Raw genomic sequence first — 12,740 nt, 5'->3', positions numbered from 1 at the left:
CGTGACAAATCTGGCTTACGAAGATAAGGGCAGCGGCGAACCCGTCCTGTTCATCGCCGGCCGTGGCGGTCTCGGTCGCACCTGGCAGCCGCATCAGGTGCCCGCGTTCCTGGCGGCGGGATACCGCTGTATCACCTTCGACAACCGCGGGGTCGGCGCCACCGAGAACGCCGAGGGCTTCACCACGCAGACCATGGTCGCCGACACCGCCGCGCTGATCGAATCGCTGGACATCGCGCCCGTGCGCCTGGTCGGGGCGTCGATGGGTTCGTACATCGCGCAGGAATTGATGGTGGTCCGGCCGGAGCTGGTGCGTGCCGCCGTGCTGATGGCCACCCGCGGCCGCCTGGACCGCACCCGCCAGTTCTTTCGCGACTCGGAGGCCGAGCTCCACGACTCCGGCGTCCTGCTGCCCACCAAGTACGACGCGAGATCGCGCTTGCTGGAAAGCTTTTCCCGCAAAACCCTGAACGACGACGCCGCCATCGCGGACTGGATCGCGATGTTCAACATGTGGCCGATCAAGCCCACGCCGGGGTTGCGCTGCCAGCTGGATTGCTCCCCGGCGACCAATCGGCTGCCCGCCTACCGCAACATCGCCGCGCCGGTGCTGGTGATCGGCTTCGCCGACGACGTGGTGACCCCGCCGTACCTGGGGCGCGAGGTCGCCGACGCGATGCCCAACGGGCGGTATCTGCAGGTGCCCGACACCGGCCACCTCGGGTTCTTCGAGCGCCCGCAGACCGTCAACTCAGCGGCGCTGCAATTCTTCGCGGGTGCCAAGGCCTGAGCACGGGGCCGGTCAGACGGGGTCGAACTTGTTGATGAGCCACTTCCCGTGCACCTTGGCCAGGCTCACCCGCACCGCACTGGCCGAGTTTAGTGGTTCCGGCCTTTCCTTGCTGGTCGTGACCTGGTTGACGAAGACGAGGGTCGTCGCCTTGTCGCTGGTCAGCGATTCCACTCCGGCCCGCTGAACGGTCGCCTTCACGTTCAGCCCCTTCTGTTGAGCCGCCGGCCTGACTACCTGATCGGTGAATTGCTTGTAGTAGGCCAAGAAGTCGCCGGTGAGCATCGCAGTCGCGGCGCTGAGGTCCTGGTCGAGCGTCTCGGGAGAATAGCTCAGCAGTTTGACGGTGCCGTTGCTCGCGGCCTCGGTCGCCGCTCGACGGGCGGCGGGCTGGTCGGCGACCGGCGGAGGGTGGACGCTCTTGGTCACCAGTTGCCAGCCGCCCACGGCTGTGGCGGCAACCGTCGCGACAGCCAGTGCGACGACGAGCAGCCACCAGGCGGTGCGTCTGCCGGTCATGGGACGAACACCACCTCGGACACCTTGTAGGCGTCGCCCAGCTTCTCGACCTGCAGGGCAAGCCGCCACTTTCGTGGCTCTTCCGATGCGCCGGCGTTGTTGGTGACTTTCGATGTCACGGAGACCAGGACGTGGGCAGTCGGGCCGTTGATCGAGTCCAGGCCCGCGCCGGTGATCGTGCCCTCGGTCCTCACATTCGAATTCACGACCGTCTGCCTGAAGTTCGAGCTACTTCTGGAGAACTGCTCATGGCATTCGCCGGTCGAGCCGTCGATGATGCGCTGGATATCGCTGTCGGCGGATTGCGCGCTCAGACTGGTCAGCCACGTCGCGAACTGCTTGGCGTAGTCCACGTACGGCTGCCAGTACGGCGCCGCCGTGGACGGCGCCGGCCGCATGACCTGCGTGACCGCGAAGGCGGACGCGCCGAGCAGCAGCACCACCAGGACCAGCGGCACCACGATCGCCGGCCAGCGGCGACCACGTCCGGCCACCGGAGCGGGGTAATAGGGGACCGGCGGTCCTGGCGGCCAGGCAATTGCGGCTTGCGTCGGATACTGATGGCCACCGGGCCCGCTGAGCGCTGCGCCGAGCGCGTGCGCGAAGTCCAGGCAGCGCGGATAGCGGTACGCGGGATCCTTTGCCATGGCCTTCGACAGCACCGGGTCCAGCCGGGCCAGTTCCGGGCGGTGCTGTGCCAGCGGCGGCGGCGGCGCGGTCAGGTGCTTGCCGATCACCACGGCCGCGTTGGAATGCTCGAACGGCGGCGCGCCGGCCAGCAGGTGAAAAGCCGTGGCGGCCAGCGCATATTGATCCGCTCGGCCGTCTATCGCCTCGCCCATCAGCTGCTCGGCCGCCGCGTAAGCCAGCGAGCCGACCGTGACATTGGTCGCGGTCAGGCCGCCGAGGTCGTCGGCCTGGCGGGCAATGCCGAAGTCGGCCAACAGGATTCGGCGTCGTTCCGGATCGGATCTGCTCAGCAGGATGTTGGCCGGTTTGACGTCGCGATGCACCAAATTGCGCTGATGCGCGTAGTCGAGCGCGTCGGCGACGGCGGTGACGATCTCGAGCACGTCGGGTTCCGCGAGACGGCCGGCCGCGCGCAGGGCGTGGGCGGCGTCGGTGCCGTCCACGTAGTCCATCGTGATCCACAGCTGGCCGTCGAACTCGCCGCGGTCGTGCAGGCCGACGATGTTGGGATGCCACAGGGTGGCGGCCAGGTCGGCTTCCCGGTTGAAGCGCTCTCGGTAGTTGGCGTCTCCGGTCAGCGAGGCGGGCAGGATCTTCAGGGCGTCCAGGCGCGGTAGCCGCGGATGCTGGGCCAGGTAGACCTCGCCCATGCCGCCGGAACCGAGCAGTCGCTGCACCGTGTAGCCAGCGAAGACGGCCCCGTTTTCCAGCGGCATGCAGCGAATCCTACTGACTGCGCAGCCCTGCTTGCCGCATCGTTTCCGAGCTGCTTGCGGCGGTTGTGACACCCTGTAGTAGTGAACCCGTCGACGACACAGGCCCGCGTCGTCGTCGACGAGCTGATTCGCGGCGGCGTCCGTGACGTGGTGCTCTGCCCCGGGTCGCGGAACGCGCCGCTGGCATTCGCCCTGCAGGACGCCGACCGGTCCGGACGGCTGCGCCTGCACGTCCGCATCGACGAGCGCACCGCGGGTTTTCTGGCCATCGGGCTGTCGATCGCCGCGGGCGCGCCGGTCTGTGTCGCGATGACGTCGGGCACCGCCGTGGCCAACCTCGGGCCGGCCGTGGTGGAGGCCAACTACGCCCGGGTGCCGCTGATCGTGCTCTCGGCCAACCGCCCTTACGAACTGCTCGGCACCGGTGCCAACCAGACCATGGAGCAGCTGGGCTACTTCGGCACCCAGGTCCGCGAAACGATCAGCCTGGGCCTGGCCGAGGACGCCCCCGAGCGCCTGGATGCCCTGAACGCGACCTGGCGATCGGCCACGTGCCGAGTGCTGGTGGCCGCCACCGGCGCCCGCTCCGCCAACGCCGGTCCCGTGCACTTCGACGTTCCGTTGCGCGAGCCGCTGGTGCCGGACCGCGATCTGAAGGACGCGGTGATCCCGCCCGGGCGGCCCGGCGGCAAGTCCTGGACCCACACGCCGCCGGTCACCTTCGACCAGCCGCTGGACGTCGACCTTTCGGCCGACACCGTGGTCATCGCCGGGCACGGCGCGGGGGCGCAGCCCAACCTCGCCGAGCTGCCGACGGTCGCCGAACCGACGGCGCCCTGGACGCCGGGCGGGACAAACCCGCTGCACCCGCTCGCGTTGACGCTGCTGGAACCCAAGCAGGTCATCATGCTGGGCCGTCCGACACTGCACCGGCCGGTGTCGGCGCTGCTGGCCGACCCAAAGGTCCCCGTGTACGCGCTGACCACCGGTCCGCGCTGGCCGGACGTATCGGGCAATTCGCAGGCCACCGGGACGCGCGCGGTCACCACCGGGTCGCCGGATCCGGCGTGGCTGCAACGGTGCGCCGAGGCGAACCGGCACGCCGTCGCGGCGGTCCGCGACCAGCTCGCGGCGCACCCGCTGACCACCGGTCTGCACGTAGCGGCCGCGGTGGCCGACGCGCTGCGGCCCGGTGATCAGCTGGTGCTCGGCGCGTCCAACCCGGTGCGCGATGCGGCGCTGGTCGGCCTGTCGACGCACGGCATCCGGGTGCGGTCCAACCGCGGCGTCGCCGGTATCGACGGCACCGTCTCCACCGCGATCGGCGCCGCGTTGGCCCATGAGGGTCGCACCGTCGCGCTGATCGGGGACCTGACGTTCGTCCACGACAGTTCCGGGCTGCTGATCGGTCCCACCGAGCCGACGCCGACGAACCTGACGATCGTGGTTTCCAACGACAACGGCGGCGGCATCTTCGAGCTGCTCGAGCAGGGCGACCCGAGGTTCTCCGACGTGTCGTCGCGGGTCTTCGGCACCCCGCACGACGTCGACGTGGGAGCGCTGTGCCGCGCGTACCACGTGGAGAGCCGGCAGATCGAGGTCGGCGAGCTGCAGGCGGCGCTCGACGAACCCCCCGCCGGCCTGCGGGTGCTCGAGGTCAAGGCCGACCGGTCCTCGCTGCGCGGGCTGCACGCCGCCATCCGGGCGGCGCTGTGAGCGGTCCGGGATATCCGTGAAATCACCGAAATCGCTGCTGCGCATCCTGATTCACGGCCGCAGTGACGACGCGCCGAAAACCCGGGCGCGGGTCGCGCTGCGCTGGACGCGGATCGCTGTCCTGATCGTCACCGTCCTGGTCACCATGCAGTCGGTGTTGTTGGTGGCCGGCGCGTGGCGCAACGACCTGGCGATCAAGCGCAACATGGGGGTGGCGCAGGCGGAGGTGCTCAGCGCCGGGCCGCGACGCTCCACCATCGAGTTCGTCACGCCCGAGCGCGTCACCTACCGACCCGAACTCGGTGTGCTGTACCCGTCCGAATTGTCCACGGGGATGCGGATTTACGTCGAGTACAACAAGAACGATCCGAACCTGGTCCGGGTGCAGCACCGCAACGCCGGATTGGCGATCATCCCGGCGGGGTCCATCGCGGTGGCGTGCTGGCTGGCCGCGACGGTCGCGCTGATCCTGCTGGCCCTGCTGGACAAGCGGCTGGACCCGCGCCGCGAGGACGACACCCCGGCCGCCGCATCGACTTAGTAAACAGATTTCGCGCCCCGGACGCCCGTCCGCAACCTTGCCGACAGCTGGCGCTGCCACTGTGGTGTCGTGCGCGTTGCAATCGTCGCCGAGTCGTTCCTCCCGAATGTCAATGGCGTCAGCAACTCCGTGCTCCGGATACTCGAGCATCTGCGTAAAACGGGGCACGAGGCCCTGGTCGTTGCGCCCGACAATCCGCCGGGTGAAGCGCGCGCCGACAGGATTCACGACGGCGTCCGCGTCTACCGGGCACCCGCCCGGATGTTCCCCAAGGTGACCACGCTGCCGCTGGGCGTGCCCACGCCGCGAATGGTCGGTGTGCTGCGCGGTTTCGATCCCGACGTGGTGCATCTGGCGTCGCCTGCGCTGCTCGGCTACGGCGGGCTGCGCGCGGCGCGCCGGCTCGGTGTGCCGACGGTGGCGGTGTACCAGACCGACGTGCCGGGTTTCGCGGCGAGTTACGGCATTCCGATGACGGCGCGGGCGGCGTGGGCATGGTTCCGCCACCTGCACGGCCTCGCCGACCGTACCCTCGCGCCGTCCAGCGCGACGATGGAATCGTTGGTCGCCCAGAAGATTCCGCGGGTGCACCGCTGGGCCCGCGGGGTGGATGTCCTCCGATACGCGCCGTCGGCGCGCGACGAGGCGCTGCGCGGGCGGTGGTCGCCGGAAGGCAAGCCGATCGTCGGCTTCGTGGGCCGGCTCGCGCCGGAGAAACACGTCGAGCGGCTGGCCGTCCTCGCCGCGCGCGACGCGGTCCAGGTCGTCGTCGTCGGTGACGGCATCGACCAGAACAAGCTGCAAATGGCAATGCCCACAGCGGTTTTCACCGGAGCGCTATACGGTGCGGAGCTCGCCAGGGCCTATGCCAGCATGGACGTCTTCGTGCACACCGGCGAGCACGAGACGTTCTGCCAAGTCGTGCAGGAAGCGCTGGCGTCGGGGCTGCCGGTAATCGCCCCCGACGCCGGCGGACCGCGCGACCTCGTCGCCCCGCGCCGCACCGGACTGTTGTTGCCCGTCAATGAATTCGAGGCACAACTGCCCGCCGCGGTGGACCACCTGGTCGCCGAGCGGCACCGGTACGGGCAGGCGGCGCGCCGCAGCGTGCTGGGCCGCAGCTGGACGGTCATCTGCGACGAACTGCTGGGCCACTACGAGGCCGTCATGTCGCCGGAGCGGCGGATCCGGGTGTCCTGGCGCAACAGCGCCTAAGGGCTGCGCGTTACCCCTGCGCCAGCTCCGCTACCGGCTGCCACCGCTCCCAATTGCGCAGGCGCGACTCGTAGTCGGCTTTGGCCAGCTGCAACGGCAACGCCCCGAAGAAGACCCGCAGCGGCGGCTCCTCGGCGTCCACCACCTTCAGCAGCGCGGCAGCCGATGCCGTCGGATCACCCTGGACCGCGGCGCGCTTGCCGCGCTCGGCGTCGGCCGTGGCGTGCACCTGCTCGTAGGCGGGCAGCCGCTCGGCGCGCTTCGCCGACGGACCGGACCAGTCGGTGTCGAAGCCGCCCGGCTCCACCAGCGTGACGTGTATCCCGAAGGGGGCCACCTCCTGGGCCAGCGACTGGGACAAGCCCTCCAGCGCCCACTTCGAAGCGTGGTAGATGCCGAGGTTGGGGAACGCGACGATGCCACCGATCGAGGACACCTGGATGATGTGCCCGCTGCGCTGTTCGCGCAGGTAGGGCAGCGCGGCCTGGGTGATCCACAGCGCGCCGAACACGTTGGTCTCCAGCTGGTCACGAGCCGCCTGCTCGGAAAGCTCCTCGACGAACCCGAACTCGGCATAGCCGGCGTTGTTCACCACGACGTCGAGTCGTCCGAAGTGGTCGTGTGCCTGCTTGACCGCCGCGAAGTCCGCTGCCCGGTCGGTGACGTCCAACTTGATCGGCAGCAGCGCGTCACCGTATTTCTCGGCCAGGTCGTCCAGGGTCGCGGTGTTGCGCGCCGTGGCGGCCACCTTGTCGCCACGTTCCAGCGCAGCGGTCGTCCACTGGCGCCCGAATCCGCGGGAGGTACCGGTGATAAACCAGACTTTTTCGCTCACGACTGGTTGCAACGCGTTCGGGCGCGGCACATTCCCGCCGCCCGGGTCGGGTAGCGTCTGCATCGTGAGCCGCGCCGACCTGGATAAGGACCCTCGGGACGTCGCCTCGATGTTCGACGGCGTCGCCCGCCGATATGACCTGACCAACACCGTGCTGTCGCTCGGCCAGGACCGGTATTGGCGGCGCGCCACCCGGTCGGCGTTGCGGATCGGGCCGCGGGAGAAGGTGCTGGATCTGGCCGCGGGCACGGCGGTGTCGACCGTCGAGCTGGGCAAGTCCGGAGCATGGTGTGTGGCCGCCGATTTCTCAGTCGGCATGCTCGCCGCCGGCGCGGCGCGCAAGGTGCCGAAGGTCGCGGGCGACGCCACCGCGCTTCCGTTCGGCGACGACGTGTTCGACGCCGTGACCATCAGCTTCGGCCTGCGCAACGTCGTGGACCACGAAAAGGCGCTGCGTGAGATGGCGCGGGTCACCCGGCCGGGCGGGCGGCTGGTGGTGTGCGAGTTCTCCACCCCCACCAACGCGGCGTTCGCCACCGTCTACAAGGAGTATCTGATGCAGGCGCTGCCCCGGGTGGCCCGTGCGGTGTCGAGCAACCCCGAGGCGTATGTCTACCTGGCGGAATCGATTCGGGCCTGGCCCGACCAACCGGCGCTGGCGCATCAGATTTCGCGGGCGGGGTGGTCGGCGGTGCGGTGGCGAAACCTGACCGGCGGGATCGTGGCGCTGCACGCCGGTTACAAGCCGCAGCGCTGAGCGTTCAGAGCGGCGCAGGCGACCCGTCGGGCGATTACGCCCCGTTGCACACCGCCGAATCACGGATGGTCCGCCCGTAGACGGTGCCGGTGGCGATGTTGGCGTTGATGACTCCCGACGGGAACTTCTGTTTCATCTTGTCGCTGATTTGGGTCAGCTGATACCACAGGTGGAAAAACGAATCGCCGTTATAGAGCGGCGAATACTGGCTTTGATCCGGATAATTCGTGATGAACAAGGTGTGGGCACGGGGATTCAAGAAGTCTGCGGACTGGTCGAGGTTGGCGATGACGACGTCCGCCACGGGCTGAATTCCCGGGGCCGCCCATACGTCGTGCTGGTCGCCCAGCTGCCGCTGGAAGCCCAGGACCTGCCCCATCAGGGGGTCGTATTGGGCGTTGAACCACTGGCAGGATTCGCGTTCGGCGTCGATCTGCTCAGGAGTCACACGGGTTTGCCACAAGTTGTACGGAAACACCGTGTAGTCCGGGTTCCAGTCGGAGGAGTGGGGCACGAACAGAGGCAGTCTCACCGGGGCCGCGCCCGGTTCGGCGGCCACCGAAGCCCAGGGCAGAAACGCCGCGAAGACTGCGCCGGCGAATGCGACCCTGCTCCGGTTGAACGCTCGTCTGGACGTGTGAACCATTCTCACCTCAGAGCAGGGGACGCTCGCGCTTGACTCGCCGACGCACATCCGCCAGCAACAGGTGGCTGCCCCCCTGCCGCAGGAAACGGGGCACGAAGCGGTTCACGAAGGCCGTGAGCACAAACAGGCGCTCAAACCACGCCTGCTCGGTCTCGCTCCACGACACGCCGAGCGCCGTACGGAACACCGGGGCAAGAAAGCCGATCGTGAGAAACGACAACAGCGGCCGAAACATAAGCCGCAGTAGCGGATTCACCATTTTCAGGCCTATCAGGTCGAGCAGGTAGCCGCGGACCACGTCGTCGATCACCACGTGCCGGCAGGCGGCGTTCCAGTAGTCATCGAAGGCGGCGCGGGTCGGCGGCCACTGCTCAGGCCTGACCTGCAAAGTGGTTCCCAACGGCCAGGCCGATCGGTAGAACTGCTCGGCCTGCTCGTCGGTCATCTCGCCGCGCAGCAGCTGGTAGGTGTCCTCTAGTCCGACGAACAGGCAAGCGGCCACCCACATTTGCAGCTCACGATCAAATGCGTTGTAGGACAACGGGCTGGCCGGGGTCGACCGGACCTGGCGGTGCGCGGAGTCGACCGCCTTCCGGTAGGCCGCGCGATCCGTGTCGTTGCCGAACACCGCGACTGCCAGGTATTGGAAGGTGGTTCGGGCGCGCTTCCACGGATGCTTGAGCAGGTTGCCGGAATCGACCTTCGATTCCACGACGCCGTAGCCGACTTCCGGCCGCGACAGTTGCATGATCACATTGGCCGCTCCGGCGGCAAAGGCCCAAAAGTCCATCGCATTGGCGACGGTGACCGACCGGTCGGACCAGCGGGCGGTGCGTCGGCCGACGCTGATCCGCGTCCGGTCCGTCGTCAACATCCCGTCGGTCGCGGGTTCCGGGTTCGGTATGGACATTCGCTACCCCCCGGGTCATTGGTCAGCCTGTCGCAGGGAAATGCAACACCAGAATAAGTGAATCAACATTCGATGTCGAGACCGCCGAGGATGCGGACCCGCAAACCCGAGGCGGCACTGCAGTTCGGCGGGCTGAAATCTGCAATTAGGCAGTATATGTGCCGCGGTCGAGCAACGGAATATGTAGTAGGGTGAAGCAAAGTCGGGCTCTCGAAGTGATTGCTAATTCTAGGTGTGTGACACGGGTTGGGGGTTTCTCCGCTGTGCGACAACACCCATGGTCGAGGAAATTCTCCGTCCCGGCCCACCGGTCGCTAGCGTGGACGCTGTGAATGTCGATCGTCCGGTACCCGCACCCGCGGTGCGGCGGCGGCCCAAGGATCGTAAGGCACAGATCGCACGCGCTTCGGTCGATGCGTTCAGCGCGCAGGGTTATCACGCGGTCAGCATGGAGAACATCGCCGCGCGGGTCGGGATATCCCCGTCGGCGTTGTACCGCCATTCGGCAAGCAAATATGACCTGTTCCGTGAGGCGGTTCTCGCCTTGGGGCGTCAACTCGTCGACGCCACCGCATTTGCCGACGACGCGGACGACGCCGATCCGGCCGCGCTCCTGGACGCCCTGGTCGCCGCCCTCGTCGACACGACCATCGCCAACCGCACCACCGGGGGTCTGTACCGCTGGGAAGGCCGCCATTTGCGGGGCGCCGACCGGAGGGCGCTGCGGGACCAACTGGCGCTCACCAACAAACGATTGCAGCGCCCGCTGTCGTTGTTGCGTCCGAAGCTGAAACCGGCCGAGCTGTCCACATTGTCAGCCGCGACCCTGAGTGTGATCGGAAGCATCACCGATCATTCCGCACCGCTGGCGGCCGGCGAGATCCGCAGCGGCATATCGGCGATCGCCGCCGACGTGCTTGCCACCCGGTTGCCGGCGAGCCGAAGCAATGCCGTCGCGGCGGCCGTACAGCCCGTCGTCACCGCATCGGCGGGCGCCTACGAATTCGTCATGTACGAATCGATGCAGCTGTTCTACCAGCGGGGGTTCCGAGACACCAGCATGGACGACATCGCGGCGGCGGTGGGGATGCAGCCGTCGGGTATATACCGGTATTTTCCGGGCAAAGCCGACATACTCGCCGCGGCGTACCGCCGTGCTGCAGATCGGCTTTCGGAGGATGCGGGTGAAATCATCTCTCGCACAACAGAACCCGAGCAGGCGTTGGCCGCTGTGATCGAGGCCTACGTCGCGCGGTCCTTCACGCGTCCCGAGATTGCCTACGTTTACCACAGCGAGCGGCACAACCTGCTCGCGGGTGAGCTGCAGATGCTGGACACCATTCAGCAGTCCACCGTCGACGCGTGGGCGGGCCTGGCGACCGCGGTCCGCCCCGAATTGAGCCTGGGGCGAGCGCGTTACGCGGTGCACGCCGCTTATGCGGTCATCGTGGACTTGGGCCGGCTCGTGAAGCGCAGCGACACCACCCACGCGCGGGCGACGGCACGCCGGCTGCTGGAGACCGTCATGCTTGGTCTCCCGACATCGCGAAGGACGGGCGTTCGGTGATCACCAAAGTTCGTTGGCTGTTGAATTACCGGATGACCATCGCGGAATGGATCGGGCTGGCAGTGCTATTGGGCATCCCGTACTTCATCGTCGGACTGATCTGGTCGTCGACGCACACCGAGCATCTGCACCGGATGCACGGCGCGGATGTCGTCGTCTCGTTCCTCGGGGCGATCGTGTCGTGGCCGGTGCTGCTGTTCGCCAACGTCTGTATGACCTGAGGTCGGTCGCACCGGCCTATCCGCCCCCGTAGGCGGGTCGCAGGATCGAAGCGAGTGCCGCGAGGGGTATGTGCGCTTCGACGGCGCCGCCGTCCATCGACCATTGCATGACTTCCGGGGTGTAGTTGAGCGGGGAGTCGTGGCCGACGGGATAGTCCGGCATGTAGAGGATTAATTCGTCGGGGGTCAGGGCCCATGCCTTGTAGGCGCCGGAGTACACCTTGTCGGGGGTCCATCGGTCGGCGGTGAACGGGTAGCTGCCCGGACTGTGCGGCGGAGCGGCCCCGTCGAGCGCCTGCTCGATGAACGGCTGTGCGAGCGACGAGATCGCGGGTAGCGGGTCCACTCCCGGTTGCACCACATCGGCCAGCGCGAGCCGCGCGCCGCGTGCGGTGTCGAAAGTGAAGGTGCGGTAGGCGTTATTGGGCTTGGGTCCGTCGGCGTGGTAGTCCTCGTGGAAAACGATGCTGAGCGCGCTGCCGCGCCGGAACGTCGTGAAATTCTCTTCACCGAAGCTGTCCTGGACCATGTGCGCGCCGACGGCCTTCCAGTTGAGGACCAGGTCGCGCAGGTAAGGCCGGATCGTCGGACCCGTCGTCGGGTCGTCCAGCCACTCGCCGGGCAGGGCGACCGTGATGTCGCGGACCGCCTTGCGTTCGGAAAGCACTCTCGTATGGCAATATTGCCCGTCCCACTCGCCGGACAATTCACCGCAGAACGTAGCCGCCGAGGCCGATGCCCTCGCCGGGGCGGTCAGCGCGACGGCCGTCATTGCGGCAGCCGTGAGCGCCAGGGCTTTGCCGGTCATCGGGGCTAGGGCAATTCGACTTTGCTTGCGCGCCAGTGTCCGTCGATGTTCTCCATCGTCATCTTGACTCGGCTGCGGTCGATGCGCGGATCGGGAACATTGGTGTTGCTGATGCTCTGGTCGACGAAGAGCAGGACCACGACCTTGTTCTTGGTGGCCGTCTGGATCGCCGAGTCGACCACGACTCCGCGGGCGGAGGCCTTGTTGTCGATGAGCAATTGCTTGAGTTGCCTGCTGGCCTGTGAGTACATGTCCTTGAACTCGCCGGTCGCCCCGTTGAGTACCTGGTTGAAATTCTCGTCGACCTTCCCGGAGTCGATACTGGTCAGTACCTGCGCGTAGGCCACCGCCGCTTGCTGTGCGGCCTGACCGGCGCGGGTGACCTCGCGCTGTTGCCACATCTGCCAGCCGAGGTCGCCCAGCCCGCCGGCGACCCCGGCGATGATCACGCCGACGACGATGGCGCGCGCATGCCGTCGGCATCGCCGGCCGAGGCGTGAACGCATCGTCGCGCCCGCAGTTTTGTCTGCTTCGCCTTTTCTGCGCACGCGTAACCGGTTACGCCGCAACGCCGTCGGGGCCTCGTCGGCGTCGTCGTCGGTCTTGTCGTCGATGTCGTCCGTCTCGTCGGTCTCGTCCGTCTCGTCGGCCTCGATGGCTATGGGCTCCTCTATCGGCTCCGGTTCCGGTGTCGGTTCCAGTTCCGCCGTGGCTTCGTGGTCTTCTGGGGGTTCGTGTTCGTCTGTGGGTTCGTGAGCGGCGCGGCGCCGAATGACGGTCCGGATGTCGTTGTGCGTGATCGCTGGCAT

14 protein-coding genes are annotated in these 12,740 nt (G+C 67.6%); 7 read left to right on the top strand and 7 right to left on the bottom strand.

The features are described 5' to 3' along the window. Position 1 precedes the first annotated feature (1 nt). Positions 2–790, top strand: a complete 789-nt coding sequence (locus AC5Y5V_RS08990; protein WP_499933050.1) for an alpha/beta fold hydrolase — start codon at positions 2–4, stop codon at positions 788–790. Positions 791–802: 12 nt separating this feature from the next. On the opposite strand, the gene AC5Y5V_RS08985 is transcribed toward AC5Y5V_RS08990, so the two are convergent. Both AC5Y5V_RS08985 and AC5Y5V_RS08980 read right to left on the bottom strand, forming a co-directional pair. Next, positions 803–1,309: a hypothetical protein gene (locus AC5Y5V_RS08985; protein ID WP_499933047.1), complete on the bottom strand. Its 507-nt coding sequence runs from the start codon at positions 1,307–1,309 to the stop codon at positions 803–805. After that, positions 1,306–2,715, bottom strand: a complete 1,410-nt coding sequence (locus AC5Y5V_RS08980; RefSeq protein ID WP_499933044.1) for a serine/threonine-protein kinase — start codon at positions 2,713–2,715, stop codon at positions 1,306–1,308. The genes AC5Y5V_RS08985 and AC5Y5V_RS08980 overlap by 4 nt, the downstream gene beginning before the upstream one ends. A gap of 81 nt (positions 2,716–2,796) precedes the next feature. Between AC5Y5V_RS08980 and menD the strand changes: the two genes are divergently transcribed. From menD to AC5Y5V_RS08965, 3 genes are all read left to right on the top strand, one after another. Further along, positions 2,797–4,431 carry a 2-succinyl-5-enolpyruvyl-6-hydroxy-3-cyclohexene-1-carboxylic-acid synthase gene (gene menD / locus AC5Y5V_RS08975; protein ID WP_499933042.1) on the top strand — a complete coding sequence of 545 codons (1,635 nt, stop codon included), beginning with the start codon at positions 2,797–2,799 and terminating at the stop codon, positions 4,429–4,431. A 16-nt stretch (positions 4,432–4,447) separates the two neighbouring features. Continuing rightward, positions 4,448–4,972, top strand: a complete 525-nt coding sequence (locus tag AC5Y5V_RS08970) for a DUF3592 domain-containing protein (protein WP_499933040.1) — start codon at positions 4,448–4,450, stop codon at positions 4,970–4,972. A gap of 69 nt (positions 4,973–5,041) precedes the next feature. Next, positions 5,042–6,187 (top strand): glycosyltransferase family 4 protein, encoded by a 1,146-nt coding sequence (locus AC5Y5V_RS08965; RefSeq protein WP_499933038.1) that lies wholly within the window; start codon positions 5,042–5,044, stop codon positions 6,185–6,187. 10 nt (positions 6,188–6,197) lie between these two features. Here the strand turns inward: AC5Y5V_RS08965 and AC5Y5V_RS08960 are convergent, their stop codons facing one another. After that, the gene (locus AC5Y5V_RS08960) at positions 6,198–7,022 is read right to left on the bottom strand and encodes an SDR family oxidoreductase (RefSeq protein ID WP_499933035.1); all 825 of its coding nucleotides are present in this window, start codon (positions 7,020–7,022) and stop codon (positions 6,198–6,200) included. Positions 7,023–7,086: 64 nt separating this feature from the next. Between AC5Y5V_RS08960 and AC5Y5V_RS08955 the strand changes: the two genes are divergently transcribed. Further along, positions 7,087–7,779: a demethylmenaquinone methyltransferase gene (locus tag AC5Y5V_RS08955; RefSeq protein WP_499933032.1), complete on the top strand. Its 693-nt coding sequence runs from the start codon at positions 7,087–7,089 to the stop codon at positions 7,777–7,779. A 34-nt stretch (positions 7,780–7,813) separates the two neighbouring features. On the opposite strand, the gene AC5Y5V_RS08950 is transcribed toward AC5Y5V_RS08955, so the two are convergent. Together AC5Y5V_RS08950 and AC5Y5V_RS08945 are read right to left on the bottom strand one after the other, a co-directional pair. Further along, on the bottom strand, positions 7,814–8,425 hold the full coding sequence (locus tag AC5Y5V_RS08950) for a hypothetical protein (protein ID WP_499933029.1): 612 nt from the start codon (positions 8,423–8,425) through the stop codon (positions 7,814–7,816). Between the two features lie 7 nt (positions 8,426–8,432). After that, on the bottom strand, positions 8,433–9,335 hold the full coding sequence (locus tag AC5Y5V_RS08945; protein ID WP_499933027.1) for an oxygenase MpaB family protein: 903 nt from the start codon (positions 9,333–9,335) through the stop codon (positions 8,433–8,435). A 361-nt stretch (positions 9,336–9,696) separates the two neighbouring features. Between AC5Y5V_RS08945 and AC5Y5V_RS08940 the strand changes: the two genes are divergently transcribed. Both AC5Y5V_RS08940 and AC5Y5V_RS08935 read left to right on the top strand, forming a co-directional pair. Further along, positions 9,697–10,902 carry a TetR/AcrR family transcriptional regulator gene (locus AC5Y5V_RS08940; RefSeq protein WP_499933504.1) on the top strand — a complete coding sequence of 402 codons (1,206 nt, stop codon included), beginning with the start codon at positions 9,697–9,699 and terminating at the stop codon, positions 10,900–10,902. Between the two features lie 32 nt (positions 10,903–10,934). Further along, positions 10,935–11,123, top strand: coding sequence for a hypothetical protein (locus AC5Y5V_RS08935; RefSeq protein ID WP_499933500.1), 189 nt, complete (start codon positions 10,935–10,937; stop codon positions 11,121–11,123). Between the two features lie 16 nt (positions 11,124–11,139). On the opposite strand, the gene AC5Y5V_RS08930 is transcribed toward AC5Y5V_RS08935, so the two are convergent. Both AC5Y5V_RS08930 and AC5Y5V_RS08925 read right to left on the bottom strand, forming a co-directional pair. Beyond that, the gene (locus AC5Y5V_RS08930) at positions 11,140–11,931 is read right to left on the bottom strand and encodes a mannan-binding protein (RefSeq protein ID WP_499933025.1); all 792 of its coding nucleotides are present in this window, start codon (positions 11,929–11,931) and stop codon (positions 11,140–11,142) included. A gap of 5 nt (positions 11,932–11,936) precedes the next feature. Continuing rightward, entirely contained in the window at positions 11,937–12,740 is an 804-nt protein-coding gene (locus AC5Y5V_RS08925) for an Rv1363c family protein (RefSeq protein WP_499933022.1), read from the bottom strand.

This window comes from Mycobacterium sp. NGS68, assembly GCF_059812195.1.
Note: the sequence above shows the minus strand (reverse complement) of the source record. Positions and strands in the feature narration are given on the sequence as shown.

Excerpts from the sequence above, each read along its gene's own strand:
- AC5Y5V_RS08980 (WP_499933044.1), bottom strand. The coding sequence starts at position 2,715 with ATGCCGCTGGAAAACGGGGCCGTCTTCGCTGGCTACACGGTGCAGCGA.
- AC5Y5V_RS08925 (WP_499933022.1), bottom strand. The coding sequence starts at position 12,740 with ATGCCAGCGATCACGCACAACGACATCCGGACCGTCATTCGGCGCCGC.
- AC5Y5V_RS08945 (WP_499933027.1), bottom strand. The coding sequence starts at position 9,335 with ATGTCCATACCGAACCCGGAACCCGCGACCGACGGGATGTTGACGACG.
- AC5Y5V_RS08930 (WP_499933025.1), bottom strand. The coding sequence starts at position 11,931 with ATGACCGGCAAAGCCCTGGCGCTCACGGCTGCCGCAATGACGGCCGTC.
- AC5Y5V_RS08985 (WP_499933047.1), bottom strand. The coding sequence starts at position 1,309 with ATGACCGGCAGACGCACCGCCTGGTGGCTGCTCGTCGTCGCACTGGCT.
- AC5Y5V_RS08935 (WP_499933500.1), top strand. The coding sequence starts at position 10,935 with ATGACCATCGCGGAATGGATCGGGCTGGCAGTGCTATTGGGCATCCCG.
- AC5Y5V_RS08950 (WP_499933029.1), bottom strand. The coding sequence starts at position 8,425 with ATGGTTCACACGTCCAGACGAGCGTTCAACCGGAGCAGGGTCGCATTC.